Origin of the sequence: Microbacterium sp. ZKA21, from assembly GCF_050434165.1 — a bacterium.
Classification (GTDB): Bacteria; Actinomycetota; Actinomycetes; order Actinomycetales; family Microbacteriaceae; genus Microbacterium.
This window is the reverse complement of sequence record NZ_JBNPVV010000001.1, coordinates 747,669-772,207: the sequence shown is the minus strand read 5'-3', so window position 1 is coordinate 772,207 and position 24,539 is coordinate 747,669. Positions and strand designations below refer to the sequence as shown.

The 24,539-nt window shown below is 68.3% G+C and carries 26 protein-coding genes, 1 tRNA gene and 2 pseudogenes; 22 read left to right on the top strand and 7 right to left on the bottom strand.

Annotation, left to right across the window (positions count from 1 at the left end; all coding sequences use genetic code 11):
• Nucleotides 1–4 precede the first annotated feature (4 nt).
• The 16 genes and pseudogenes from M2317_RS03900 (at nt 5) to M2317_RS03825 (ending at nt 13,158) form a co-directional block, all read left to right on the top strand.
• Nucleotides 5–451 (top strand): WhiB family transcriptional regulator, encoded by a 447-nt coding sequence (locus M2317_RS03900; RefSeq protein WP_429457470.1) that lies wholly within the window; start codon nt 5–7, stop codon nt 449–451.
• A 49-nt stretch (nt 452–500) separates the two neighbouring features.
• Nucleotides 501–698: a hypothetical protein gene (locus M2317_RS03895; protein WP_429457468.1), complete on the top strand. Its 198-nt coding sequence runs from the start codon at nt 501–503 to the stop codon at nt 696–698.
• Nucleotides 695–1,813, top strand: a pseudogene (locus tag M2317_RS03890) (recombinase family protein); the annotation flags it as partial. The gene M2317_RS03895 and the pseudogene M2317_RS03890, both read left to right, overlap by 4 nt.
• A gap of 589 nt (nt 1,814–2,402) precedes the next feature.
• Nucleotides 2,403–2,513 (top strand): annotated as a pseudogene (locus tag M2317_RS03885) (DUF4244 domain-containing protein); the annotation flags it as partial.
• On the top strand, nt 2,513–2,857 hold the full coding sequence (locus M2317_RS03880) for a TadE family type IV pilus minor pilin (RefSeq protein ID WP_429457663.1): 345 nt from the start codon (nt 2,513–2,515) through the stop codon (nt 2,855–2,857). The pseudogene M2317_RS03885 and the gene M2317_RS03880, both read left to right, overlap by 1 nt.
• Nucleotides 2,857–3,186: an Rv3654c family TadE-like protein gene (locus tag M2317_RS03875; RefSeq protein WP_429457466.1), complete on the top strand. Its 330-nt coding sequence runs from the start codon at nt 2,857–2,859 to the stop codon at nt 3,184–3,186. The genes M2317_RS03880 and M2317_RS03875 overlap by 1 nt, the downstream gene beginning before the upstream one ends.
• A 77-nt stretch (nt 3,187–3,263) precedes the next feature.
• Nucleotides 3,264–6,113: a type I DNA topoisomerase gene (gene topA / locus M2317_RS03870; protein WP_429457465.1), complete on the top strand. Its 2,850-nt coding sequence runs from the start codon at nt 3,264–3,266 to the stop codon at nt 6,111–6,113.
• Nucleotides 6,110–6,736 carry a dTMP kinase gene (gene tmk, locus M2317_RS03865; protein WP_429457463.1) on the top strand — a complete coding sequence of 209 codons (627 nt, stop codon included), beginning with the start codon at nt 6,110–6,112 and terminating at the stop codon, nt 6,734–6,736. The genes topA and tmk overlap by 4 nt, the downstream gene beginning before the upstream one ends.
• 167 nt (nt 6,737–6,903) lie before the next feature.
• The gene (locus tag M2317_RS03860) at nt 6,904–8,061 is read left to right on the top strand and encodes a DNA polymerase III subunit delta' (RefSeq protein WP_429457461.1); all 1,158 of its coding nucleotides are present in this window, start codon (nt 6,904–6,906) and stop codon (nt 8,059–8,061) included.
• Between the two features lie 8 nt (nt 8,062–8,069).
• Entirely contained in the window at nt 8,070–9,617 is a 1,548-nt protein-coding gene (locus M2317_RS03855) for an alpha/beta hydrolase (protein WP_429457661.1), read from the top strand.
• Nucleotides 9,618–9,677: 60 nt separating this feature from the next.
• Nucleotides 9,678–9,753, top strand: a tRNA-Thr gene (locus M2317_RS03850).
• 110 nt (nt 9,754–9,863) lie between these two features.
• Nucleotides 9,864–10,505, top strand: coding sequence for a helix-turn-helix domain-containing protein (locus tag M2317_RS03845; RefSeq protein WP_429457459.1), 642 nt, complete (start codon nt 9,864–9,866; stop codon nt 10,503–10,505).
• Nucleotides 10,502–11,359, top strand: a complete 858-nt coding sequence (locus tag M2317_RS03840; protein ID WP_429457457.1) for a 3-hydroxyacyl-CoA dehydrogenase — start codon at nt 10,502–10,504, stop codon at nt 11,357–11,359. Before M2317_RS03845 ends, M2317_RS03840 begins: the two co-directional genes overlap by 4 nt.
• Nucleotides 11,360–11,417: 58 nt before the next feature.
• Complete coding sequence (locus M2317_RS03835; RefSeq protein WP_429457455.1) at nt 11,418–11,987, top strand: isochorismatase family protein; 570 nt, start codon at nt 11,418–11,420, stop codon at nt 11,985–11,987.
• Entirely contained in the window at nt 11,984–12,514 is a 531-nt protein-coding gene (locus M2317_RS03830; RefSeq protein WP_429457454.1) for a DUF1697 domain-containing protein, read from the top strand. The genes M2317_RS03835 and M2317_RS03830 overlap by 4 nt, the downstream gene beginning before the upstream one ends.
• Nucleotides 12,511–13,158, top strand: a complete 648-nt coding sequence (locus M2317_RS03825) for an IMPACT family protein (RefSeq protein ID WP_429457453.1) — start codon at nt 12,511–12,513, stop codon at nt 13,156–13,158. Before M2317_RS03830 ends, M2317_RS03825 begins: the two co-directional genes overlap by 4 nt.
• 3 nt (nt 13,159–13,161) lie before the next feature.
• Here M2317_RS03825 and M2317_RS03820 read toward each other — a convergent pair whose 3' ends face one another.
• Nucleotides 13,162–13,587 carry a pyridoxamine 5'-phosphate oxidase family protein gene (locus M2317_RS03820; protein ID WP_429457451.1) on the bottom strand — a complete coding sequence of 142 codons (426 nt, stop codon included), beginning with the start codon at nt 13,585–13,587 and terminating at the stop codon, nt 13,162–13,164.
• A gap of 9 nt (nt 13,588–13,596) precedes the next feature.
• Entirely contained in the window at nt 13,597–13,803 is a 207-nt protein-coding gene (locus M2317_RS03815) for a hypothetical protein (RefSeq protein ID WP_429457449.1), read from the bottom strand.
• 25 nt (nt 13,804–13,828) lie between these two features.
• On the opposite strand from M2317_RS03815, the gene M2317_RS03810 reads away from it, so the two are divergent.
• On the top strand, nt 13,829–14,344 hold the full coding sequence (locus tag M2317_RS03810) for a CGNR zinc finger domain-containing protein (protein WP_429457447.1): 516 nt from the start codon (nt 13,829–13,831) through the stop codon (nt 14,342–14,344).
• A 1-nt stretch (nt 14,345) separates the two neighbouring features.
• Here M2317_RS03810 and M2317_RS03805 read toward each other — a convergent pair whose 3' ends face one another.
• Together M2317_RS03805 and M2317_RS03800 are read right to left on the bottom strand one after the other, a co-directional pair.
• Complete coding sequence (locus M2317_RS03805; RefSeq protein WP_429457445.1) at nt 14,346–14,903, bottom strand: dihydrofolate reductase family protein; 558 nt, start codon at nt 14,901–14,903, stop codon at nt 14,346–14,348.
• A gap of 470 nt (nt 14,904–15,373) precedes the next feature.
• Nucleotides 15,374–16,036 (bottom strand): fasciclin domain-containing protein, encoded by a 663-nt coding sequence (locus M2317_RS03800; RefSeq protein WP_429457443.1) that lies wholly within the window; start codon nt 16,034–16,036, stop codon nt 15,374–15,376.
• 155 nt (nt 16,037–16,191) lie between these two features.
• Here M2317_RS03800 and M2317_RS03795 point away from each other — a divergent pair, with 155 nt between their 5' ends.
• The 5 genes from M2317_RS03795 (at nt 16,192) to M2317_RS03775 (ending at nt 21,163) form a co-directional block, all read left to right on the top strand.
• The gene (locus M2317_RS03795) at nt 16,192–17,904 is read left to right on the top strand and encodes a cytochrome c biogenesis protein DipZ (protein WP_429457441.1); all 1,713 of its coding nucleotides are present in this window, start codon (nt 16,192–16,194) and stop codon (nt 17,902–17,904) included.
• Nucleotides 17,905–17,943: 39 nt separating this feature from the next.
• Nucleotides 17,944–18,543 (top strand): ECF RNA polymerase sigma factor SigK, encoded by a 600-nt coding sequence (gene sigK, locus M2317_RS03790; RefSeq protein ID WP_429457439.1) that lies wholly within the window; start codon nt 17,944–17,946, stop codon nt 18,541–18,543.
• Nucleotides 18,540–19,319 carry an anti-sigma factor gene (locus tag M2317_RS03785; protein WP_429457437.1) on the top strand — a complete coding sequence of 260 codons (780 nt, stop codon included), beginning with the start codon at nt 18,540–18,542 and terminating at the stop codon, nt 19,317–19,319. The genes sigK and M2317_RS03785 overlap by 4 nt, the downstream gene beginning before the upstream one ends.
• A 19-nt stretch (nt 19,320–19,338) precedes the next feature.
• Nucleotides 19,339–19,965 carry a DNA-directed RNA polymerase subunit beta gene (locus M2317_RS03780; protein WP_429457435.1) on the top strand — a complete coding sequence of 209 codons (627 nt, stop codon included), beginning with the start codon at nt 19,339–19,341 and terminating at the stop codon, nt 19,963–19,965.
• Nucleotides 19,966–20,278: 313 nt separating this feature from the next.
• Nucleotides 20,279–21,163, top strand: coding sequence for an aminodeoxychorismate lyase (locus M2317_RS03775; RefSeq protein WP_429457433.1), 885 nt, complete (start codon nt 20,279–20,281; stop codon nt 21,161–21,163).
• A 462-nt stretch (nt 21,164–21,625) separates the two neighbouring features.
• Here the strand turns inward: M2317_RS03775 and pstB are convergent, their stop codons facing one another.
• The 3 genes from pstB to pstC are packed head-to-tail and all read right to left on the bottom strand — an operon-like array spanning nt 21,626 to nt 24,505.
• Nucleotides 21,626–22,405, bottom strand: a complete 780-nt coding sequence (pstB, locus tag M2317_RS03770) for a phosphate ABC transporter ATP-binding protein PstB (RefSeq protein ID WP_429457431.1) — start codon at nt 22,403–22,405, stop codon at nt 21,626–21,628.
• A gap of 38 nt (nt 22,406–22,443) precedes the next feature.
• Complete coding sequence (gene pstA, locus M2317_RS03765; protein WP_429457429.1) at nt 22,444–23,535, bottom strand: phosphate ABC transporter permease PstA; 1,092 nt, start codon at nt 23,533–23,535, stop codon at nt 22,444–22,446.
• Between the two features lies 1 nt (nt 23,536).
• A complete protein-coding gene (pstC, locus tag M2317_RS03760) occupies nt 23,537–24,505 on the bottom strand; it encodes a phosphate ABC transporter permease subunit PstC (RefSeq protein ID WP_429457427.1) in 969 nt (322 codons plus the stop codon).
• Between the last annotated feature and the right edge of the window lie 34 nt (nt 24,506–24,539).

Below are 24,539 nucleotides of genomic sequence, written 5' to 3'. Positions count from 1 at the left end.
GTGCGTGCCGCACCCGGTGGGCACGAAGGACCCCCCTCCCAAAGGGGGGTCCACGTGCCCGGTGTCGGCGGCACGGCTCGCAGAGGGAGGAAGAGAAGTGAGCGGCCGGTGTGCTCACCGCACTGCCGGGCGCTGTGAGGCGTGCTCGCTCCGCGCCGCTGGTCTGCCGCAGCTAGACCCCGCCCGCGGCGCTGCTCTCGCGGCGCTCTGGTCCGCAGTCTCAGAGAGCGAAGCGGCCGGGCTCCCCGTGCCCTGCCGTGGCCCGCAGTGGGACGAGTGGACGGCCGACGACCCGCGCGCGACGGCCCGTGCCGCCCTCGCCTGTGAGGACTGCCCTGCGCTGGCGCTGTGCGCTGACTACGTGGCCCGCTTCCCGGAACCGGTCGGTGTGTGGGCGGGTCAGACCACGACGCAGCGGCGACGAGCGCGACACGCCGAAAAATCCTTGTGACCTGGGTTTTTCGGCTGATTTCCTGGTTATGAGAGAGAGGAACACCACAGTGACTACTGAGAGCGCGGGCCGTGTGCCCGACCAGACCACTACCACTATCGAACTGACCCGCGGCCAGCTAGCGATCCTCCGGGACGCCCTGTACGAGTGGAAGGACGGCGACGCCGAGTTCTGCCTGGACCCCGACTACTCGCACGCAGTCAACGAGCTTGTCCTAGTGCTGTTCCGGGCGGAGGCCGGACTGTGACCGCGGCGCAGCCGATCCCGGCAGCTTTCTACGGCCGCGTCTCCGGGGCGGAGCAGCTCAAGGGCACCAGCATCGACACGCAGATCGCCTGGGGCCGCGGGCTCGCGCAGCGGCAGGGCTGGCACCTCATCGGCGAGTTCGTAGACCGCGCGATCAGCGGGGCTGACGACACCCGCCCCGCGTGGAACGAGCTTCGCGCGCTGATCGTCGCAGGCGAGGTCGGTGTGGTGCTTGTGCACGACCTCGACCGCTTGGCCCGCGATGCCGTGGACGGCCTGGCCGTCATCCGCGAGTGCGCCCGGGCCGGTGTGCCGCTGCTGGACTCGAAGTCTGGCGACGCCGACAAGGCCAGCGACGAGCTGTTCCTACAGACCGGCGTCGAACTGCTAGTCGCCGACAACTGGCGGCGCAGCCACATCCGCCGGACGATCCAGGGGCAGCGGGCGCGCGCCGACCAGGGCGGCTGGCCCGGTGGCGAGCCCCCGTTCGGCTGGCACCTGGCGAACAAGTACCAGAAGGGCCAGCAGCGGCCGGAGGCGGACGACGGCGAGCGTGCCACGCTCGCGCTGATGGTCACGTGGGCTACCCGCGAGGGGCTGTCGGCGGGCCAGGTCGCTGACCGGCTGAACGCGTCCGGCGTACCCACTCGTCACAGCACACAGCCCGGCAACCCTGGGCGCTGGTCGCACCCGGTGGTCCGGCGCATCCTCACGAACCCGGCGCTGCACGAGGGCTTCCTGTGGTGGGGCGCGCCGAAGGGCACCGGCCCGACGAAGCGCACCCACAACACCAAGACCGGCAAGGACGGTCGGCCGGTGCACGGCGAGCCGGTGAAGCTCGAACTGCCCGACCCGCCTCTGAGCGCGGCCGAGTTCCGGGCGTTGCAGCGCGCCCTGGCCCGCCACCGCAACGCGGGCAAGAAGATGAGCCCGGCGGTCTCGCGGATGCTGACCGGGCGTGTCGTCAGTGAGTGCGGCAAGCCCTACACGGGCACCAGCATCGCCGGTAAGGACTACGCCGTGTACCGCTGCACCGGCAACCGCCATCGCGGCCGGGAGCGCGCGGCTGAGCGGTGCGGTTGCTCCCAGGTGCACGCGCAGAAGCTCGAAGCGCGGGTGCGCGCCGAGGTTACGGCGTTCCTGACCGAGCCGGGGCGGCTGGAGGCGATGGCGTCGAAGTGGGCCGCGTTCGCAGAGTCCGGCGACCCGGAGCAGGACCGCGCCGAGGCGGACAACGCCCGTGCCCGAGTCACCAAGCTCGACCGCGCCCTGATGCGTGCCGAGCGGGGGCTGCTGGAGGCCGACACACCGGAGGACGAGCAGCGGCAGCAGGCGCTGGTGTCGGAGCTTCGCAGAGAGCGCGCCGACCTCCGGGAGCGGCTCTCGGCTTGGGACGCGTTCCAGGTTGACGCGGCAGCACGGGCGGCGCAGGTGCAGTCGCTGGTGACCCTCCGTGAGCGCGGCGCGACCCGGCTTGCAACGATGGGCGACGACGACTGGCGGGAGTTGCTGGCGCTGCTGGATGTGCGCGTCCGGATCGGCGGCATCGCCGACTCGGAGCCCGCCGAGCTTCGGATCGAGGGCAGGGTGGACCCGCGCCTGTTCGACGACGGCCAGGGCGACGCTCGCCCCGCGACGGACCCCGGCAAGGGTGGGCCGTCCGTGGGCCGCGGGGCGCAGCCCCAGCCGAGCACACCGGAGCACCGCGCCGATGGCGGCGGTCGCCTTCGCCGGCCTGCTGGTCGTGATCATGCGCTCGGACGAGGTGCGCGGCATCCTGACCGACCTCGTGCGCCGGGCTCTGACGGTGTCGTGATGCGCCGGCGTCGGTCGGGGGATGAGGGGTCGGTCGCCGCCGAACTGGCGGTCGCGATTCCCGCGGTTCTGCTCGTCCTGCTCCTCGGAGTCTCGGCGCTCGGAGCGGCGGCTCGCCAGGTCGCGCTTCAGGATGCCGCGGCCGACGCCGCCCGTCTGCTCGGTCGAGGCGAATCCGCAGCGGCCGCGACCGCCGCGGTCACCCGCGCCGTGCCCGGCGCTCGCGTCAGTTCTGGAGCGCAGGGCGATCTCGCCTGTGTCACCGCCCAGGCCGACGTGCAGGTGGGGCGGATCATCTCGATCCCGCTGCAGGCGTCCAGCTGCGCCCTCGCCGGAGGTCTGTGATGGCCGGAACGAGCGTCGCAGCGGGCGTCATCGCGGTCGCGGCGACCCTCACCTTCGGGCTCGCCGCCGTCGGCGGGGCGGCGGTGACCGCGCAGCGCGCCGCGGGGGCTGCCGATGCCGCAGCCCTTGCCGCGGCCGATGCGGCGTCGGGAGCAGTGCCCGCTCCGGAGGGAGCCTGCGCGCTGGCGGCGCGGGTGGCCGCGGCATCCGGAGTCGAACTCACGCAGTGCGACCTGGCGGGACTCGTGGCGACCGTCACCGTCCAGGCGAAGTACGCTGGACTCGCAGCCGTCTCCCGAGCCCGCGCCGGGCCACCCGAGGGATTCTGACGGTCGATTCCACACAGCCGCTGTGAACACATCCGAACAGTGGTGTGTATGGTGTGCTTCGAAGAAAGGACGCACCCTTGGCTGAAGGCAAGAAGCTCGTCATCGTCGAGTCGCCGACGAAGATGCGGTCGATCCAGGGCTACCTCGGCGATGGGTACGAAGTGCTCAGCTCCGTCGGGCACATCCGCGACCTCGCGGACAAGAAGGACATCCCCGCCGCCGACAAGCAGGCGTACGGGAAGTACTCGATCGACATCGAGAACGGGTTCGATCCTTACTACGTCGTCTCCGATCGCAAGTCCAAGACCGTCGCAGAGCTCAAGCGCGCGCTGAAGACGGCGGACGAACTCCTGCTCGCCACTGATGAGGACCGCGAAGGCGAGGCAATCGCCTGGCATCTGCTGGAGACCCTCAAGCCGAAGGTCCCCGTCAAGCGCATGGTGTTCCACGAGATCACCAAGGACGCCATCCAGGCGGCGATCGGCAACACGCGCGAGCTCGACCTCGCGCTCGTCGACGCGCAGGAGACCCGCCGCATCCTCGACCGCCTGTACGGCTGGGACGTCTCTCCCGTGCTCTGGTACAAGGTGAAGTCCGGGCTCTCCGCCGGCCGCGTGCAGTCCGCGGCGACCCGCATGATCGTCGAGCGCGAGCGCGACCGCATGGCGTTCGTCTCGGCCGACTACTGGGACGTGGAAGCGCTCGCCGCCTCCGCCTCGTCGTTCAAGGTGCGTCTGGTGCGCGTCGACGGCGGTCAGCTCGCGCGCGGCACCGACTTCGACGACAACGGAAAGCTGAAGAAGGCCGTCATCGTCCTCGACGAGGGCCAGGCTCAGGCGCTCGCGCAGGCGGTCGACGCCGCTGGCACGGGTTCCGTCACCAAGGTCGAAGCCAAACCAGGCACCCGCAGCCCGTACGCACCCTTCACGACCTCGACTCTTCAGCAGGAGGCGGGACGCAAGCTCTCGATGAGCGCGAAGCAGGCGATGAGCGTCGCCCAGCGCTTGTACGAGAAGGGGTTCATCACCTATATGCGCACCGACTCCACGGCGCTGAGCACCCAGGCGGTGCAGGCGGCGCGGAGTCAGGCCGTCTCCCTCTACGGCGACAGCGCCGTGCCGCTCAAGCCCCGCGTCTACAAGTCGAAGAGCAAGAACGCGCAGGAGGCGCACGAGGCGATCCGCCCGTCGGGTGAGAGCTTCCGCACTCCGGCATCCGTGTCCTCCCAGCTCGATCGCGAAGAGCTGCGCGTCTACGACCTGATCTGGAAGCGCACGGTCGCCAGCCAGATGGCCGACGCCAAGTACGAGACGACGACGGTCACGATCGCGGTCGAGGCCGGTGACCAGCTCGCCGAGTTCACGGCATCCGGCACCGTCTACACGTTCAAGGGCTTCCTCGAGGCGTACGAAGAGGGGCGCGACGAGAAGCGCAACTCGCAGGATGCCGCCGAGAACCAGTCCCTGCCCGCCGTCGCCGTCGGCGACGAGCTGGCCATGTCGGATGCCGAGGCCAAGGGGCACCGCACTTCGCCGAAGCCGCGCTACACCGAGGCGTCTCTCGTCAAGGCGCTCGAGGAGCACGGCATCGGCCGGCCCTCGACGTTCGCCAGCATCATCGGCACCGTGATCGACCGCGGCTACGCGACCAAGCGCGGTCAGGCGCTCGTGCCGACGTGGCTCGCGTTCAGTGTCGTCCGACTGCTCGAGGAGCACTTCGCCGACCTCATCGACTACGACTTCACCGCCGCGCTCGAGGACGATCTCGATGCCATCGCCCGCGGCGAGCAGAACCGCGTCGAGTGGCTGAAGCACTTCTACTTCGGCTCCGAATCCCAGGTAGGGCTGCGGCAGGTCGTCGACAATCTCGGCGAGATCGACGCCCGAGCACTGAACTCGACGCGCATCACCGACACGGCGACGCTCCGCTTCGGCAAGTACGGCCCGTACCTCGAGGTCGCGGATCCTGCGAACCCCGAGGCCAAGCCGCGCATCGTGAACGTCCCGGAGGACCTCGCACCCGATGAGCTGACCGCCGAGAAGGCGCAGGAGCTCATCGACGCTCCCGTCGCGGGCGACCGGGTCCTGGGCGAGAACCCTGAGAACGGCAAGGTCATCGTCGTCAAGGACGGCCGGTTCGGTCCGTACGTGCAGGAGAACGACCCGGTTTCCGAGGATGCCGCGGTCGACGAGGCCACCGGCGAGGTGGTCGAGAAGCCGAAGAAGAAGACAGCGAAGAAGGACGCAGCCCCCAAGCCGCGGACCGGGTCGCTGTTCCGGTCCATGTCGGTCGACACGATCGACCTCGACACCGCGCTTCAGCTGCTGAGCCTCCCGCGCGTCGTCGGCACCGACCCCGAGTCGGGTGATGAGATCACCGCGCAGAACGGCCGCTTCGGTCCGTATCTGAAGAAGGGCACCGATTCGCGCTCGCTGGAGAGCGAATCGCAGATCTTCGACGTCACGCTCGAACAGGCCCTCGAGATCTACGCGCAGCCGAAGTACGGCGCGGGTTCCCGCCGTGCATCCAGCGCGCTCGCCGAGTTCGAGGCCGACCCGGTCAGCGGCAAGCCGATCCGCATCCGCGACGGCCGCTTCGGCGCGTACGTGACCGACGGCGAGACGAACGTCACGATCCCGCGCGGCCAGCAGGTGCAGGACATCACGTTCGAGATCGCCGTGCAGATGCTCGCAGACAAGCGCGCCAAGGGTCCGGCTCCCAAGCGCGGAGCCAAGAAGGCGCCCGCGAAGAAGGCGCCCGCGAAGAAGGCGCCCGCCAAGAAGGCTGCGGCCAAGCCGGCCGCCAAGAAGCCCGCGGCCGCAAAGGCGCCGGCCAAGACGGATGCCGAGAAGGCGGCCGCGCGGTCGGCAGCCGCCAAGAAGGCCGCGGCGACCCGCGCCGCGAACGCGGCAGCGAAGAAGTCGTGACCGCACGCTCCGGCCTCTGGATCACGCTCGAGGGCGGCGACGGTGCGGGCAAGACGACGCAGGCGAACCTCCTCGAGGCCTGGCTCTCGGACGCCGGTCGCACCGTGCTGCGCACGCGCGAACCCGGGGGCAGCGAGGTCGGTCACCTGATCCGCGACATCGTGCTGCACCACCGCGGCGACATCGCGCCGCGCGCGGAGGCGCTGCTGTACGCCGCCGATCGCGCTCATCACGTCGCCACGGTCGTGCGACCGGCGCTCGAGCGCGGCGAGGTCGTCATCCAGGACCGCTACCTGGATTCGTCGGTCGCGTATCAGGGCGCAGGACGCGTGCTGGACGCCGACGAGGTCCGCGAACTGTCGCTCTGGGCGACCGAGGGTGCGCTTCCCGACCTCACCGTGCTGCTCGATCTCGACCCGACCATAGCCCGCGCCCGTCTCGACGCGGACGACAAACCGTTCGATCGGCTCGAGGCCGAGAAGCTCGAGTTCCACATCCGGGTGCGCGAGGGGTTCCTGGCGCTCGCGGAGGCGGATTCCGATCGCTTCCTCGTGCTGGATGCCGCGGCATCCCCCTCCCAGATCGCCGAAGCGGTCCGCGCTCGCGTCTCGCCCCTGGTCTGACCACGACCGCCCGTCAAGGTGGTTCTGCTGCACATCTCTGCATATGCGACATCAAATAACAGGCGCAGAATCAGAAAGGTGCAGCAAACCCCGGGGCGGGGCAGGGCGGGGCGGGGTTGGGTGGGCAGAGCACGGGGACCGTCGGTGGCGGCGGTTAGGCTGGAGCAATGACCACCGCACCCCTCGCCCCGTTCCCGTGGGCGGATGTGTGGGGCCAGCAGGATGCGGTCGAGACGCTGCGGGCCGCGGCATCCGATCCGGCATCGCTCTCGCACGCCTGGCTCATCACCGGACCGCCCGGATCCGGCCGGTCGACGCTCGCGTACGCATTCGCCGCCGCGCTCATCGCCAACGATCCTGATGACGAGCACGCCATGCGTCAGGTGCTCGCGGGGACCCATCCCGATGTGACGGCACTGCGCACGGACAAGGTCATCATCACGATCGCCGAGGCCCGCGCGCTCGTCGAGCGGTCGTACTTCGCGCCGTCGGTCGGGCGATACCGGGTGATCGTCGTCGAGGATGCCGATCGCATGGTCGAACGCACTTCCAACGTGCTGCTCAAGGCGCTCGAGGAACCGCCCGAGCGCACGGTCTGGGTGCTCTGCGCCCCGAGTGAAGCCGACCTCCTGCCGACGATCCGCTCGCGTTCACGCGCCCTGCGGCTGCGCGAGCCCGATGTCGCCGATGTCGCACGCCTCATCACTCAGCGCACCGGTGTCGACGACGTCACGGCCGAGCAGGCGGCGCGCCACGCCCAGCGCCACATCGGCATGGCGCAGCGCCTGGCCACGGACGACGCGGCCCGGCGGCGCAGGGACGACACGCTGCGGTCAGTGCTGGGCGTGCGCGGCGTCCGGGATGCCGTCGACGTCGCCGGCACGATCATCCAGGTCGCCACGGAGGACGCCAAGGCCCTGACAGCCGAGCGTGACGAGGCCGAACGCGCGTCCCTGCTGCGTACGGTCGGCGTCGCCGAGGGACAGGCGGTCCCGCCCGCACTGCGCGCTCAGATCTCAGCCCTCGAGGACGACCAGCGCAAGCGCGCGACCCGCAGCCTGCGCGACGGCATCGACCGCGTGCTCACGGACCTGCAGTCGCTGTACCGCGATGTCGTGATGCTGCAGTACGGTCGGGGCGACGACCTGATCAACCGCGAACTGAAAGCCGAGCTGAGCGCGCTCGCCGCCGACTGGTCGGTGGCACGTACGCTGATCGTGCTGGACCACCTGACCGAGACCAGGGATTCGCTGGAGCGCAACGTTGCCGCGCTCCTGGCCTTGGAGAGCTTGCTCGTGACCATCGCGAGCGGGAGGAAACCGTGACCACTCGAATGACTTCTCGCCTGCGCCGTATCGCGGCGGCGACGGCTGCGCTGGCCGCGGCATCCCTCGTCCTGTCCGGATGCCTGTACGCAGCCATCCCCGAGCAGGCGGCGCCGCGTCCGTCCACGACGAAGGCGCCGGACACGGAAGGCGTGTCCGCCGAGCTGCTGCCGTTCTACGGGCAGGAGCTGACCTGGGAACAGTGCGGCGGCGGGTTCGACTGCACCTACGTCACGGCTCCGCTGGACTGGGAGAACCCGACGTCCGGTGAGACGATCGAGCTCTCGGTCGTGCGCAACCAGGCCACCGGCACGGCGCTCGGCTCGCTGCTCACGAACCCCGGCGGCCCCGGCGCGAGCGGTGTCGACCTCGTCCGCGACAGCCTGGACTTCGCGGTGGGGGCGGACCTCATCGAGAACTACGACGTGATCGGATTCGATCCGCGCGGCGTCGGAGAATCGACGGCTGTGGCGTGCTTCGACGCGGCGAACATGGACAAGTACCTCTACGACATCCCCGCAGCACCGAGGGGCACGCCGGAGTGGGAGAACGAGCTCCTCGGTGCGCATCAGGCCTTCGCCGACGCGTGCGACGCGAACAGCGGCGGCATCCTTCCGTACATCACCACGATCAACTCGGCGCGTGACATGGATCTGCTGCGCGCCGTGCTCGGCGACAAGGAGCTGAACTACCTGGGGTACTCCTACGGCACGTTCCTCGGCGCGACGTACGCCGAGTTGTATCCGGACAAAGCCGGCCGTCTCGTGCTCGACGGCGCGATCGACCCGTCGACGCCGGGCCTCGAGGTCAGCACTACACAGGGGATCGGATTCGAGTCCGCGCTGCGCGCGTACATGAAGGACTGCCTGGACTCTGGAGAGTGCCCGTTCAACGGGTCCGTCGATGATGCGATGGCCGACCTCGGTGCGCTGCTCGCGTCCGCGGATCGCAGTCCGCTTCCCAACGGCGACGGCCGCGAGATGGGCGCCGACTCGATGATGACGGGCATCATCTCGGCGTTGTACTCGCAGGACAGCTGGGGCTATCTCACCCAGGGGCTCACCGAGGCATTGCAGGGCGACCCGTACACGCTGTTCGTGCTCGCCGATTTCTACAACGGTCGCGAGGACGGCACCTACATCGACAACTCCAGCGAGGCGTTCCGCGCGTACAACTGCATGGACTATCCGGTGGAGGACGACCCGGATGCCGAGGCGGCGGCCGAGAAGCTGCTGGCCGAGAAGGCCCCGACGGTCGCGCCCTACTGGTCCGGCCCGGATTCCTGCTCCGTCTGGCCGTACCCTCCGACGGGAACGCGTGAGGAGATCCACGCCGAAGGCGCCGGTCCCATCATCGTCGTCGGGACCACCAACGATCCGGCGACCCCGTACGAGTGGTCAGAGGCGCTCGCCGACCAGCTCGAAGAGGGAGTCCTCGTCACGCGCGTCGGTGAGGGGCACACCGGCTACAACAAGGGCAACAGCTGCGTCGACGATGCTGTGGAGGCGTTCCTGCTCGATGACACGGTCCCGGAGGACGGCCTGCGCTGCGAGTGATTTCGCAGTAGGCCCGTCGGCAGGGTAAGATCGTTGATCGTGCCGCTGTTCGCAGCGCACGCCGCCTTAGCTCAGTCGGCAGAGCATTTCACTCGTAATGAAAAGGTCGTCAGTTCGATTCTGACAGGCGGCTCCAGAGCAAGACCCCGTTCTCTCCTCAGAGAGAACGGGGTCTTCTTCGTGGTGCCGGGCCTCAATTGCGGAGTATACTCATTAATGAGGAAACTCCACGAGTGAGGTGATGAGATGGCCGGCCGGCGCGACCGCAATATGCAGGAGAAGCAGTCCCGCATCGTCGCCGCGGCATCCGACCTCTTCGAGGAGCGCGGATTCGCGGCTGTGACGACCCAGCAGATCTCCGATCGGGCCGATGTGGCCGCCGGAACGCTCTTCCGCTACGCATCGACCAAGGGGGAACTCCTCCTCATGGTCTACAACGAGCGCTACCGGGCAGTCATCGACAAGGGCGCGGGCCGTGCCGAGCGCGAGACCGACGCGATCGCCGCAGCCATGGCGTTCGTCGCGCCCGTCATCGACTGGGCTCAGCAGCATCCCGAGAACAGCACCGCGTACCAGCGCGAATTGATGTTCGGCGGCGCGACCGAGAGCTTCCGTGCCGAGGGACTCGCGCTCGTCGCCGAATTCGAAGCGAAGCTCGCGGCGCTGCTGCGCGCGGACCGGCAATCGACGGGTGCGCCCGCAGCGCAAGACGGTGCACGCGCGGCTGCGCGGGCGATCTTCGCGGTCGTGCACGTGGCGATCGCCCGGCTCGCATTCCAACCGCACAGCGCCGAGGACGCCGCGCAGCTCCGGCAGCAGATCCAACAGATCATCACAGGCTTCCGCGCCGAAACCCGCGCGGATCCACAGAGGAAGGAACAGCAATGACCGACATCACGAATGTCACCGTGCTGGGTACGGGCGTGCTGGGATCGCAGATCGCGTTCCAGACGGCTTACAGCGGATTCCAGGTGACCGCGTACGACATCAGCGACGAGGCCCTGGCCAAGGCGAAGGAACGCTTCGAAGGACTGATCGACGCCTATCGCGCCGACGGCGTCGAAGGCGCATCAGAGGGCAAGGGCGAGCAGGCGCTCGAGCGCATCCGCTACTCGGCCGACCTCGCGGATGCCGTCCGGGACGCCGATCTCGTGATCGAGGCGGTCCCCGAGGTGCTCGAGATCAAGCAGCAGACGTACGAGAAGCTCGCCGCCGTGGCGCCCGCGAAGACGATCTTCGCGTCGAACTCGTCGACCCTGGCGCTGAGCGACCTCAAGGACTTCACCGGTCGCCCGTCGAAGTTCATCGGTCTGCACTTCGCGAACCAGGTGTGGAAGTTCAACACGGGCGAGGTCATGGCCACGACCGACACGGATCCGGTCGTCTTCGACACGCTGCTCGAGTTCGCCGCGGAGATCGGCATGGTTCCGATTCCGATCCACAAGGAGAAGCCGGGCTGGCTGCTCAACTCGCTGCTCGTGCCGTTCCTCAGCGCCGCCCAGGATCTCGCCTTCGGCGGCTTCGCCGAACCCGAGGACATCGACAAGGTGTGGCGCATCGCGACCGGTGCGCCGAAGGGACCGTTCCAGATCCTGGACATCATCGGTCTCACCACTCCGTACAACATCTCGGTGAACGGCGATGAGCACCAGCAGCAGATCGCCGCCTGGCTCAAGGAGAACTACATCGACAAGGGCAAGCTCGGCATCGCCACCGGCGAGGGCTTCTACACCTACGAGTGATCTCCACGACGGCCCCGACACCTGTGCAGGTCCGGGGCCGTCGGCGTACCCTCGACGTATGACCAGGGCTCTTCTCATCGTCGACGTGCAGAACGACTTCACCGAGGGCGGCGCTCTCGCCGTCGCGGGAGGGGATGCCGTGGCGGCGGCCATCTCGGAGCTTCTCGCCGAACGGGCCGGCGACTACGACGTCATCATCGCCTCACGCGACTGGCACGACGCCGAGGGCGACAACGGCGGACACTTCGCCGCCGAGCCGGACTTCGTGGACACCTGGCCGGAGCACTGCGTCGCCGGGACTCCGGGAGCCGATTACGACCCGCTTCTCGCGACGGATGCCGTGACGCACCACGTGCGCAAAGGACAGGGCAAGCCCGCGTACTCGATGTTCGAGGGCGTCTCGGATGCCGGTGAGACAGTCGCCGAGATCCTGATCGCGCACGGCGTGCTCACGGCGGATGTCGTCGGCATCGCGACCGATCACTGCGTGCGGGCGACCGCGCTCGACGCGATCGCCCACGGCGTGCACGTGCGGATCCTCACAGACCTCGTCGCGGGCGTCGGTGAGGACTCCAGTGCCGCAGCCCTGGCAGAGCTCGCGCACGCCGGCGCCGAGCTGGCACCGTGACACGCAGCGTTCTGCTCCTGCGTGCGGTCAACGTCTCGGGTCGCAACCGTGTGCCCATGGCAGAGTTGCGCGCCCTGCTCGCCGAGCGGACCGACCTCACGGGCGTGAGCACCTACATCGCCAGTGGGAACATCATCTGCGATGCTCCGGCGGATGCCGCGGCATCCTGCGCTCTGGTGCGGAAGGCGATCGAGGTCGAGTTCGCCGTGGACACCCCGGTGATCGCACGATCGCACGACGAGCTGGTCGCATCCGTCGCCGCTCAGCCCTTCGACGACGGCGTCGAGAAGTTCGTGCACGCGATGTTCCTGGGGGCGGCTCCGGCCTCGGGCGCCGTCGACGCGTTGGAGGAGCGACTGGTCCCGGGGGAGCGGCTGGCACTCGTCGGGCACGATCTCTGGATCGACTTCGCGAAGGGGATGCAGGGCACGAAGCTCACCAAGTCCGTTTTCGATCGTGCGCTCGGCGTCGCCGGTACGGCCCGGAATCTGCGGACCGTCCGCGCACTCGTCGACCTCACGGCATGACGGCCTACCCGGCGACGATCGCGGATGCCGTCGAGCGCGAGCTCGTGATCAAGAAGTCGCGCTTCATCGCGCACGTCGCGCCCGTCTCATCGCCTGAGGAGGCGGATGCCGTCATCGCGAGGATCAGGAAGCAGTACTGGGATGCGCGTCACAACTGCTCGGCCCAGGTCACCGGCATGCGCGGGGATCGGGCGCGTTCCTCGGACGACGGCGAACCGTCCGGCACAGCCGGCATCCCCATGCTCGAGGTCCTCAGACGCCGCGAGCTGACCGACGTCGTCGCCGTCGTGACACGCTACTTCGGTGGTGTGAAGCTCGGCGCAGGCGGGCTGGTCAGGGCCTACTCGTCGGCCGTCTCGGCGGCATTGGACGCCGCAGTGCTGCTGGACCGGATGCCGTTGGTGCAGGCCATGGTCACGGTGCCGCACGGCGATGGCGGTCGGTTCGAGAACCTGGTGCGGGAATGGGTCGCGGGGCATTCGGCATCGCTCGGCGAGACCAGGTACGGATCGGATGCCGTCTTCGAGGTCTGGGCGCCCGAGAGCGCGCTCGGGCGGCTCGAGGCGGATGTGGGTGCATGGTCATCGGGAGCGTGGCGGATCGTCGCCAGCGGAATCACGCGCGTGGTCGATGTGCCGCGCTGAGCGTCACCAGCCGGCTTCGCGGACCACGGCGGGCCTCTGGCCGGCGTCGTAGACCCGCACCCAGTCGGGGCGCACGACGACAACGAGGAAGCCATCGGCGAGTGCCCGTGAACCCGGAAAGCGTCGATCGTAGGCGTGTCCGTACCGCAGTCGCTCGGTGCCTTCGACGATGGCGGCGTCGCCTTCGAGCTGCACGCTCACATCGCCGTCGACGCAGATCACCACCGCGACCCGGCCGCGCTCCCGCAGGTTCTCGACCTTGCGCGCGGCATCCGCGGTGTTGAAGATCAGTGTGCCGTCCGGCAGAGCTGCCAGGCCCACCAACGCGGCCTCCGGCGAGCCGGTCGGCGAGACGGTGGCGACGACGCCACGACCGATGCCATCGATGAAGCGGGCGATCGAGGCGGGGTCATGGGGATCCGGCGTCATGGGTCGACGCTATCGAGCCACGATGACGCCTGTCATCGCCTCCAGCGGGTGACTCGACTGCGACTGCGAATCGACTCGTCGCGCACCGCAGTCGACGCATCGGACGTAGACGATCCATCCCTCGCTCGTCGCGTGGCGGGATTCGGTGATCCAGCCGTGCTCGTGGACGCGGAGTGCGTCCGGCCGAGGAATCGGACGCGTGTGCAATGAGGTCATGAGACCATCGTGTTGTAATGGTCTTATGCATCTCAACCCTTACGGCGAGTATGCGGTGCTCCTCGCGGCATCCCTCGCGAACGACTGGCCGGCGGACCGCGCCGGTATCGAGGATCGCACGCGCGACCTCGGCATGACGATGGTCTTCCCGCCGTCGCCGGACGACCATGCCGCCGTGCGCGACGTCATCGACGACTGGCTCGAGATAGTGGATGCTTCGACGCCCGGCCAACGGGCACTGCTGCTGAACGCGCAGATGGCGCGGGCCGCCGCGTACCCGCGGCTGACCGATCACGATGGCGAGGGCTGGCACTTGCACTATCGCGATGACAACGATTCGCTGCCCTTCGTGCTGCGGGCGGTCATCAGCGTGGGCACCTCCCTGCACCTGGCGACCAGGGGAACGAGCCGTCTCGGGCGATGCGCGGCCGAACCGTGCACCAACGTCGTGGTGGACGTCACGCGCAACGGCCGTCAGCGCTTCTGCTCCGTGCGCTGCGCGAATCGGGCGGCCGTGCGGCGGCACAGGGCGCGGGGGTGAATCAGTCCGCGCGCCGATAGTGCATCGCCACGACGCCGTTGCGCATCGGCCGCGCCGAGATCAGTTCCAGTCGTCGTGTGTTCATCAACCCGCCCTGATACAGCGTCGGGCCGTGGCCGGCGATGCGGGGGTGGACGAGGAATCGGTACTCGTCGATCAGATCCATCCGGTCCAGCTCGGTCGCGAGCGCACCGCTGCCGAGGAGCACACCAGCAGCGTTCGCATCCTTGAGACGCTGCACGGCGGTCCGCAGGTCCCCGTCGAGGTGGTGGCTGTTGACCCAGGGGAATTCAGATCGCGTGGACGAGACCACGTACTTCGGCTTCGCCTCCAGCTTGATGGCCCACTCTCGCAGCGCTGGAGGCGCTTCTTCCTCCCCGCGGGCGATCGTAGGCCAAGCGCTCTCCATCAGTTCGTAGGTCACACGACACCACAGCATCGCGCCGGGCTCGTCCATGAGCCGGGTGAAGTAGGCGTGCGTCTCGTCATCCGCGACGCCCGTCTGATGATCGACGCACCCGTCGAGGGTGACGTTGATGCTGAAGGTCAGCAGTCCCATGGGACGACTTTAGGCCGGGCGCAGACGTGACGTCTACGCACCGGCATACGGTGGGCCCCGTGGGGCTCGAACCCACGACCCGCGGATTAACCTGCCACTTCGGCTTTCGCCGCCATCCTGACGGATGTTCGTGGTCTGGACTGTCCCTTCACCATAGCTTTCGCCGTAGGCGCCACCCGTCCAGTCTCTACACCTTCCGGACTCGCGTCCGGCTTGGCTCGGGATTGCCATCTGGTTTCCCAGGAAGGGTTCCCCGACTTTGAGTGGTGTCATCCCCGAGGTTTCCCCCGAGGCGCTCCTATTGTGTTGAAGTCCGATGCTCTGCCAACTGAGCTAGAGGCCCGTTGTTCCATTGTAGGGGGCGGCAAAGGGCCGTCGGCGACACAGCTCGCCGACGGCCCTTGCTCCTCAGCGCATCCCCATGCGACTGATCTCGCGCCGTTCCTCCCCGAAGACGGCGCGACCCTGACTCACTGAGCCGGGGGCATGAGGACCGCGTCGATCAGGTACACGGTCGCGTTCGCGGTCTGGACGCCGCCGCACACGATGTTGGCGTCGTTGACCATCCACATGTCGCCCTCGCCCGTCACCTCGAGATCGGCACCCTGCACCGTGGTGTGCGCGCCGGCGATGTCGGCCGGCTCGATCTGCCCGGGAACCACGTGGTACGTCAGAATCGACGACAGCGTGGCAGAGTCCGTCTTGAGGCCCTCGATGGTCGCGGGGTCGATCGCGGCGAACGCGTCATCCACCGGTGCGAACACGGTGAACTCGTCGCCGTTGAGCGTGTCGACGAGGTTCACGTCGGGATTGAGCTGGCCACTGACAGCTGCGACGAGGGTCTTGAGCAGCGGGTTGTTCGAGGCGGCCACCGCCACCGGGTCCTGGGACATGCCCTGGATCGAGCCGTCGCCCTCGGGGACGGCTTCCGCATACGCCTCGCAGCCGGGACCGACGAGGTTCGCAGCGGGATCCATCGTCTCGGGCGCCGTCGTCTCCTCGGACGTCTCGGGCGCCTTCGGCTCGGACGGCTCCTCTGCCGTGTCGCTGCTCATGGAACAGCCTGCCAGCACGAGAACGCTGGCGAAGCCGAGCGACAGTGCTGCGGTCATCTTCTTCTTGGTGCTGAACATCTCTCTACCTCCGGAGATCGGTGCCGCGGCCTTCCCGCGGCGTCACAGCTTCTTCGGAGCCTTCGCCGGATCGGATGGGACGGATCGCAAGTTCTTTCTCGAGCCAATCCGATCGCGGGGTCGGAGCCGAAGTACTCGCGACGGAAGGCGAGGAAATGGACCTCATCATCATCGGGCTGCTCGGCGGCCTCATCACGGGGATCTCACCCTGCATCCTGCCGGTGCTGCCGGTCATCTTCCTCACAGGAGGAGCGCAATCGGCACGGTTCGAGGGCGGGGGTGACTTCCTGCCCGCACGGCGGAGTCGTCCGTACTTCGTCATCGCCGGTCTCGTGCTGAGCTTCAGCCTCGTGACGCTGGTCGGGTCCCTGATACTCGGATTGCTCAACCTGCCGCAGGACATCATCCGCTGGGTCGGCATCGCCGTGCTCATCCTCATCGGCGTCGGGCTTCTCATCCCGAAGTTCGAGCAGTTGCTGGAGAAGCCGTTCCAATGGCTTCCGAAGAAGGAAGTCCAGAACCGCGGAAGCGGATTCGGCGTGGGGCTCGCCCTCGGTGCCGTCTTCGTCCCGTGCGCCGGGCCCGTGCTCGCGGCGATCATCGTCGCCGGCTCCACCGGACAGATCGGCATCGGTACGGTTCTGCTGACCGTCTCCTTCGCGATCGGCGTGGCGATTCCGCTCCTGGCGTTCGCCCTCGCCGGCCGCGGGCTCATCGAGCGGATCAAGGCCTTCCGCAGCCGAGAGCGAGGACTGCGCATCGCCGCCGGCATCGCGATGATCGCGCTCGCCGTCGGTCTCATCTTCAACGTGCCGCAGATGCTGCAGCGGCTCCTGCCGGACTACACCGCAGGGCTCCAGCAGGATCTCGCTGAGGAGCAGGCGGACGCCCTCGACCTCGGGGGTCTCGTGACCGACGAGAACCGCGAACTGGACAACTGCACGAACGGCGCGGAGGAGCTGGAGACCTGCGGCACCGCTCCGTCGATCCGCGGCATCCAGGAATGGATGAACACGCCGAACGGCGCAGCCGTCGACCTCGCGGATCTGCGCGGTCAGGTCGTGCTGATCGACTTCTGGGCATACTCCTGCATCAACTGCCAGCGATCGATTCCGCACGTCGTGGCGTGGGACCAGGCCTATGAGGGTGCCGGGCTGCAGATCATCGGCGTTCATTCCCCGGAGTACGCCTTCGAGAAGGATCCGGGAAACGTCGCCGCCGGCATCGCCGACTTCGGGATCGAATACCCCGTCGCACTCGACAACAACCTGTCGACCTGGACCAACTACCGGAACCGGTACTGGCCGGCGCACTACCTGATCGACGCCGAGGGCGTCGTCCGCCACATCTCGTTCGGCGAGGGCAACTACGCCGCGACGGAGAAGCTGATCAGAGAACTGCTCGAGCAGGCCGATCCGGGGGCCGAATTCCCCGAGCCGACGGACATCGAAGACACGACTCCGGAGGTCGGCTCGACGACCCGAGAGACGTTCCTCGGTTCGTCGAAGGACGTCAACTACGGGGGTTCAGGGCGCTATGGGGCGGGTGCGTCGGCATTCGAGCTCCCCGATGAGCAGCCGGAGGACAGCTTCGCGCTGGAGGGGACCTGGGACATCGAGACGCAGTACGCGACGCCGGGTGATGCGGGCGGCACGATCCGGCTCGACTACCGGGCATCCGAAGTCCGCCTGGTGCTCGCCGGCACGGGGGAGATCGTGGTCCGGGACGCCGACGGGCAGGAGCGCACGGTCACCGTGGAGGGGACTCCGCGCTCGTACGCGGTCGTGAAGCAGGACGAGATCGACCGCGGGGTCATCACGGTCGACGTGCCCGCGGGCGTCGAGGTGTACTCGTTCACCTTCGGGTGAGCGGTGCGCCGGATGCGAGCGAGAGGAGGTGGATGAGGCATGCTTGGGGAGATGGTCATCGACGGCGTGGACGTGCCGGAGGACGGTTCGGCGGGAGATCTCGCCGCCGACCTCCTCGTTCGCGTCGCCGACGGAGACCAGCAGGCGTTCGCGGAGCTCTACGACATGCTGTCCTCGCGCGTCTTCGGCCTCATCCTGCGCGTCCTCGTCAACCGCTCGCAGAGCGAAGAGGTGCTGCAGGAGGTCTTCCTGGAGGTGTGGCAATCCGCTGCGCGCTTCGCTCCGAACAAGGGGCAGGGAAGGACATGGATCCTCACCATCGCCCATCGTCGTGCAGTCGACCGGGTTCGCGCATCGCAGGCGAGTGCCGATCGCGATGTGAAGGCGGGGATCCGCGATCTGGGGATCGCGCATGACAGCGTCGCAGAGCAGGTCGAGTTGAGCATGGCGGGGGAACAGGTGGTCGCGGCGCTCGGGATGCTCCCCGAAGCGCAGCGCGAAGCACTCGTGCTCGCCTACTACGGCGGCTACAGCCAGAGTGAGATCGCCGTGCTCAGCAAGACACCGCTGGGGACGATCAAGACACGGATGAGAGACGGGCTCACGCGCCTGCGGAGCGAAATGGGGGTGATCGCATGAACGAGCGGGAGTTCGCCGAACTGTCGGCCGGGCACGCGCTGAACGCCCTGTCCGCCGACGACGAGCGCCGGTACGCGGACGCACTCCGTGCGCATCCGGAGTGGCGGGAATTGACGGAGACGGATGCCGAGGCCGCCGTGCACCTGGCCTCGACGGTTCCCGAAGCGGCTCCTCCGGCATCCCTCCGTGATGACCTGCTGGCTCGGATCGCGCAGACGCCGCAGCTCGCGGGCACGTCGGCAGAGCCGACGCCGACCGCGGTCGAGCACGCCGGCGGTGCGGCGGCATCCGTCGGGCAGCCCGGCGATTCCGCGCCGCGCCGCCGGAGCCGACTGCTGTTCGCACTCGCCGCCTGCCTCGTCCTCATCGTCGGCATCGGCGCAGGGGCAGCAGTGCTCATCGGACAGCTGCAGCGGCCGGCGTCCGTCGTGGCGCTGGAACAGATCGAGGGGGCGCCGGATGCGCAGCAGGCCTCCGTCGAACTGGAGTCCGGCGGCGTTGCGACCGCGCACTGGTCGGAGTCGCTGGGCGAGGCTGTGCTCGTGGCCGACGGGCTGGAGCCGCTCGACGAGGACCTCACGTACGAGCTCTGGTACGTGCGAGGGGACGCTCCGGTCTCGGCAGGAGTCTTCGATGTCGACGGCGACACGAGCACCGCACTGCTCGACGGTGAGATGCAGGCCGGGGATGCGATCGCCGTCACGGTCGAAGCCGCCGGCGGTTCGCCCACGGGAGCCCCGACGACCGACCCGATCATCGTGATCCCGACGGCCTGAGCGCGACTACCCTGGAGGGATGTCCGAGTTCCGCCGCCCGGTCCGCCGCCCGTCCGCGTCGTTCGACAACTTCGCCGGTTCGGCGGGAGCCGCCGAGAAGTCACGCATCGCGCACGCCACGGCGGCCGCGCTGGTCGCGCGAGCCCGTGCGGATGAGAGCGGCGAGAGCACCGAGCGCCTGATCGCGTTCACCGCCGATCATGGCCTCGACGAGATCGCGGAGTTGTGGTCGGCGGCGCCGGCCGTCTCGTTGCCGGGGGCTCTGTGGCGGCTCTATCTGCTGCAGCTGGCGATCCACACCGACCCGCAGACGGCGGCGCTGCTCTACGAGCGTGGTCGAATCGAGCTCGCGTCCGCCGATGTGGTGGTCGCAGGTGCACCGGCGCCGGCGAGCCCGGACGAGCTCGTCGCGCTGATCGACCAGATCCTCCGCGGCGCGTTCCGCGGCGACTTCGCGATCGCCCTCGAACGAGCCGCGGCGTTCTGTCGGGTGCACGCCTCGGGCGCCACGCATGTTGCGGATGACTACGAGATGACCGAACCGGAACGCGCCAGCGAACTGACGACGCGTGCCCTCCGCCTGAGCACGTACGCCAAGGACCTCACCGCATGCGCCAGTGCGTGGCGCGCCGGCATCCTGACCTGACCCATGACCGGACCGGTGCCGAGGACGGGCCGAATTCCAGACGGTGCGCGTACTCGCCGGCATGTCGACTGCCGGGCGATGCGCGACGCGCCGGGGGCATGCCCAGCCATCCGAGATTCGGCACACCGATGCGCCCGGATGTGCCCGGGGCGCGGCCGGGCATGAAAAGACCGGGCCGCAAGAACGCCTCTCGGCGGAAGGCCGCTCGCAGCGGCAGAAGTTGGAGCCCGGGGTTATGCGGCCCGGCCACTCCATTGTAACGCGAGGGCGCGGCAGGTATTCCCGGGACCGGCATCGGTCGTAGAGTCGGTTCATGGCACAGCGCTTCGCCCTGATCATCGACCCGGTACCGGCCTCCGAGGAGCGCGCGGACTACACCGGCACGTTCACCGAAGTGGATGCCGCGGCCCCGGCGCTCAGCGTGGGAGAGCTCAGCACCCAGCGCGGCGACGGCGTCTTCGAGTCGATCGGCGTGGTCGATGCGCACCCGCAGGAGCTCGTGCCGCACCTGCACCGGCTCGCGCACTCCGCACAGCTGTGCGATCTCCCGGCGCCGAACGTCGAGCAATGGCGTCAGGCCGTCCAGGTGGCCGCAGCCGCGTGCCAGCCGGGGGAGGCCGTCATCAAGCTCATCCTCAGCCGTGGAGTGGAGCACGGCCCGACGCCGACCGCCTGGGTGACGGCGGCCCCGGCATCCGACTTCTCCTGGGTGCGCACGGAAGGCGTCCGGGTCGTGACGCTGGATCGCGGGTACGCCGTCGGTACGGCGGAGCGCGCGCCCTGGCTGCTGCTGGGAGCGAAGACGCTGTCGTACGCCGTGAACATGGCCGCGCTGCGCGAGGCCGCGCGCCGCGGAGCGGACGATGCGATCTTCCTCTCCAGCGATGGCTTCGTTCTCGAAGCTCCGACCGCCTCGCTGATCCTGCGATTCGGCGACCGCTTCGTAACGCCGGCGCCGAACGGCGGCATCCTGCACGGCACGACGCAGCTCAGCGTCTACGACCACCTCGCTGCACAGGGCTTCACCACGGACTACGCGCAAGTCCCGGCATCCGATCTGACGAAGGCGGATGCCGCGTGGCTGGTGTCGAGCGTGCGCCTGGCGGCGCCGATCACGGCGATCGACGGTCGTTCGATTCCCGCCGACCACGAGTTCACGGCCGCGCTGAACCGATACCTGCTGTCCCCGCGCGACTGACCGCTGTCCCCGCGCGACTGACCGCTGTCCCCGCGCGACTGACCGCTGTCCCCGCGCGACTGACCGCTGTCGCCGGGCGTTCCGAATTTCGGATGCTCCGGCGTGCACTGGGCGTGTCGCTCCCGCGCGGGCGATCTCACGCCGGGTGACGCCGCGTGCGCGGAGATCCTGTGTGCGGGCGACGGGGTCGAGAGAGCGCATCGCGGCGGTGGCGTGGATGAGCGACATGGCTCGAGGATGCCGCGGCCGCATGACTGGCATCTACCTGGTCAGGGCATCCGTGGATAACTCGGCGGGAATCGAGATCGTGCAGGGCGAGTGGGCTGTGCCGGATTCCGGACCCTTCGATGCGAAAGCGGCGTGTCGCAGGTGCGACACGCCGCTCGACCACTGCAGCATCCGAGATTCGGCCCAGAACCGGGCCGAATCGAACCGGACCACGCGGGCGGAACAGACCTCAGATCATCCGAAGCGGCCTGAGACGTAGTCCTCGGTCGCCTGCACACTGGGCGTGGTGAAGATCGTCGTGGTGTCGTCGTACTCGATGAGCTTGCCCGGCTGTCCGGTGCCCGCGATGTTGAAGAACGCCGTCTTGTCGGACACCCGGGATGCCTGCTGCATGTTGTGCGTCACGATCACGACCGTGTACTCGTTCTTGATCTCGCCGATGAGCTCCTCGATCGCGAAGGTCGAGATCGGATCGAGCGCGGAGCACGGCTCGTCCATGAGGATGACGTCCGGCGAGACGGCGATCGCGCGAGCGATGCACAGACGCTGCTGCTGGCCACCGGAGAGTCCTGAACCCGGCTTGTCCAGACGGTCCTTGACCTCGTTCCACAGGTTCGCGCCGCGCAGCGACTGCTCCACGAGCGCTTCCTGGTCGCTCTTTGGCATCTTCGTGTTGTTCAGCTTGACGCCCGCGAGCACGTTCTCCTTGATCGACATCGTGGGGAACGGGTTCGGCCGCTGGAACACCATGCCGACCTGGCGGCGTACGAGCACGGGATCGACGCTGGGGCCGTAGAGGTTCTGTCCGTCGATCAGGACCTCGCCCTCCACGCGCGCGCCCGGGATGACCTCGTGCATGCGGTTGAGCGTGCGCAGGAACGTGGACTTGCCGCAGCCGGAGGGGCCGATGAACGCGGTCACGGTGTTGGGCTTGATGTCGATGCTGACGCCCTCCACGGCGAGGAAATCGCTGTAGTAGACGTTCAGGTCGTTGACTTCGATGCTCTTGGACATCTGCGGAACCTTCTTCTTCGGTCGGGTCGGGATGCGGCTCAGCGGCCGGCTGTCTTGGGGGAGAACACCTTGGCGATGATGCGCGCGACGAGGTTGAGCACCATCACGATCAGGATCAGCGTGAGCGCCGAGGCCCAGGCGCGGTCGAGATAGGCATCCGCGGGAATGCCCGGATACTTGGCCTGCATGTAGGAGAACACGGGCAGTGTCGCCATCTGCCCGCTGAACATGTTCAGGTTCATTCCCTGCACCATGCCGACGGTGAGCAGCAGGGGAGCGGTCTCGCCGATGACGCGGGAGATCGCGAGCATGATGCTCGTCGTGATCCCGGCGATGGCAGTCGGCAGCACGACCTTGAGGATCGTCAGCCACTTCGGCACGCCGAGCGCGTACGCGGCTTCGCGCAGTTCGTTGGGGACGATGCGCAGCAGCTCCTCCGAGCCGCGGACGACCACGGGGATCATCAGCACCGACAGGGCGAGCGAGCCCATGATGCCCATCCGGGTACCAGGGCCGACGATCAGCGCGAAGACCGAGTAGATGAACAGACCGGCAACGATCGACGGGATGCCGGTCATGACGTCCACGAGGAACGTGATGCCGCGCGCGAGCTTCTTGCCCTGGCCGTACTCGACCAGGTAGATCGAGGTCATCAGGCCGATCGGCACCGAGATGACCGTGGCGCCGAGCGTGATGAGGACCGTGCCCCAGATCGCGTGCACCGCGCCGCCGCCGTCGCCGACGATGTTGCGCATCGACGAGCTGAAGAACTCCGCATCGAAACGGGTGAGGCCGTTGACGACGACCGTGTAGAGGAGCGAGATCAGCGGCAGCAGCGCGACCACGAACGCCGACGAGACCAGCGCCGTCATCAGCCGATCGGTCGCGTGCCTGCGGCTCTCGGCGACACTGGAGAGGACGAAGATGAGCACGAGGTAGAAGATCATCCCGAGCACGACCGTCAGGACGATGTTGAAGTCGGCCGGGTCTCCGCTGCTGTTGGCGAACGCGAAGATGACGGCGGAGATCGCCAGGCAGATGGCGAGCAGCGCCCACGGGGCCCACTTCGGCAGGTGACCGGCGGTGGTGGTGCGCGTCGGGGCGACCACGGGGGTGGCGGTGGCGGTCATATCAGTTGGCTCCCGAGAACTCGGCGCGGCGGGACACGATCCAGCGCGCGACGAAGTTGACCGCGAAGGTCACGATGAACAGGATCAGACCAGCGGCGATGAGCGTGTTCACGCCGGAGTCGTGGGCTTCGGGGAAGCGGAGCGCGATGATGGCGGGGATCGTGGTCGGGTTCTCCGGTGTGAGCAGCCGGAACGTGACCAGGCCCAGGGGTGACAGCACCAGCGTCACGGCCATGGTCTCGCCGAGAGCACGGCCGAGACCCAGCATCGCCCCGGACACCATGCCGCTGCGGGCGAACGGCAGGACGGCCATCCGTACCATCTCCCAGCGCGTTGCGCCCAGGGCGAGAGCCGCCTCTTCGTGGAGCTTCGGCGTCTGCAGGAAGACCTCGCGGCAGATGGCGGTCATGATCGGCAGGATCATCACGGCCAGGACCAGGGATGCCGTGAGGATCGTCTTTCCGCTTCCGGAGGGCGTGCCGGCGAACAGCGGGATGAAACCCAGATTGTCGTTCAGCCATTTGTAGACCGGCACCAGCATGGGCGCGAAGGTCAGTGCGCCCCACAGGCCGAAGACCACAGAGGGGACAGCGGCGAGCAGGTCGATCACGTAGCCGAGGAAGCCGGCCAGCCTGCGCGGCGAGTAGTGCGAGATGAACAGCGCGATGCCGATGGCGATGGGTGCCGCGATGATCAGTGCGATCAGACTCGACCAGAGCGTGCCGAAGACGAACGGCCACACCCAGCTGAGGAACGGTTCGCCCTCGAGGATGTGATTGTCGGCCGGGTTCGTCGCGAACACCGGGATCGACTGGACGATGAGGAACACCGCGACCGCGGCGAGCGTCACGAGGATGATGATGCCGGCGCCGAGTGCGGTGCCGGAGAAGATGCGGTCTCCCGGGCGCTGCAGTGCTGAGCGCGACGCGGACGAACGGGTGTGATCGGGGCCCGTCGTGGTGGTGGTCATCTGAGCGGCTCCACGGGTGATCGTAGGGATCTGC

Coding starts and splice junctions, on each gene's coding strand:
- M2317_RS03810 (WP_429457447.1), top strand. CDS start 13,829: ATGCATCTCAACCCTTACGGCGAGTATGCGGTGCTCCTCGCGGCATCC.
- pstA (WP_429457429.1), bottom strand. CDS start 23,535: ATGACCGCCACCGCCACCCCCGTGGTCGCCCCGACGCGCACCACCACC.
- M2317_RS03800 (WP_429457443.1), bottom strand. CDS start 16,036: ATGTTCAGCACCAAGAAGAAGATGACCGCAGCACTGTCGCTCGGCTTC.
- M2317_RS03875 (WP_429457466.1), top strand. CDS start 2,857: ATGGCCGGAACGAGCGTCGCAGCGGGCGTCATCGCGGTCGCGGCGACC.
- M2317_RS03780 (WP_429457435.1), top strand. CDS start 19,339: ATGTCCGAGTTCCGCCGCCCGGTCCGCCGCCCGTCCGCGTCGTTCGAC.
- M2317_RS03855 (WP_429457661.1), top strand. CDS start 8,070: ATGACTTCTCGCCTGCGCCGTATCGCGGCGGCGACGGCTGCGCTGGCC.
- M2317_RS03805 (WP_429457445.1), bottom strand. CDS start 14,903: ATGGGACTGCTGACCTTCAGCATCAACGTCACCCTCGACGGGTGCGTC.
- M2317_RS03795 (WP_429457441.1), top strand. CDS start 16,192: ATGGACCTCATCATCATCGGGCTGCTCGGCGGCCTCATCACGGGGATC.
- M2317_RS03860 (WP_429457461.1), top strand. CDS start 6,904: ATGACCACCGCACCCCTCGCCCCGTTCCCGTGGGCGGATGTGTGGGGC.
- M2317_RS03835 (WP_429457455.1), top strand. CDS start 11,418: ATGACCAGGGCTCTTCTCATCGTCGACGTGCAGAACGACTTCACCGAG.
- pstC (WP_429457427.1), bottom strand. CDS start 24,505: ATGACCACCACCACGACGGGCCCCGATCACACCCGTTCGTCCGCGTCG.
- M2317_RS03825 (WP_429457453.1), top strand. CDS start 12,511: ATGACGGCCTACCCGGCGACGATCGCGGATGCCGTCGAGCGCGAGCTC.
- M2317_RS03775 (WP_429457433.1), top strand. CDS start 20,279: ATGGCACAGCGCTTCGCCCTGATCATCGACCCGGTACCGGCCTCCGAG.
- M2317_RS03785 (WP_429457437.1), top strand. CDS start 18,540: ATGAACGAGCGGGAGTTCGCCGAACTGTCGGCCGGGCACGCGCTGAAC.
- M2317_RS03815 (WP_429457449.1), bottom strand. CDS start 13,803: ATGACCTCATTGCACACGCGTCCGATTCCTCGGCCGGACGCACTCCGC.
- sigK (WP_429457439.1), top strand. CDS start 17,944: ATGCTTGGGGAGATGGTCATCGACGGCGTGGACGTGCCGGAGGACGGT.
- M2317_RS03820 (WP_429457451.1), bottom strand. CDS start 13,587: ATGACGCCGGATCCCCATGACCCCGCCTCGATCGCCCGCTTCATCGAT.
- M2317_RS03845 (WP_429457459.1), top strand. CDS start 9,864: ATGGCCGGCCGGCGCGACCGCAATATGCAGGAGAAGCAGTCCCGCATC.
- pstB (WP_429457431.1), bottom strand. CDS start 22,405: ATGTCCAAGAGCATCGAAGTCAACGACCTGAACGTCTACTACAGCGAT.
- M2317_RS03840 (WP_429457457.1), top strand. CDS start 10,502: ATGACCGACATCACGAATGTCACCGTGCTGGGTACGGGCGTGCTGGGA.
- M2317_RS03880 (WP_429457663.1), top strand. CDS start 2,513: ATGCGCCGGCGTCGGTCGGGGGATGAGGGGTCGGTCGCCGCCGAACTG.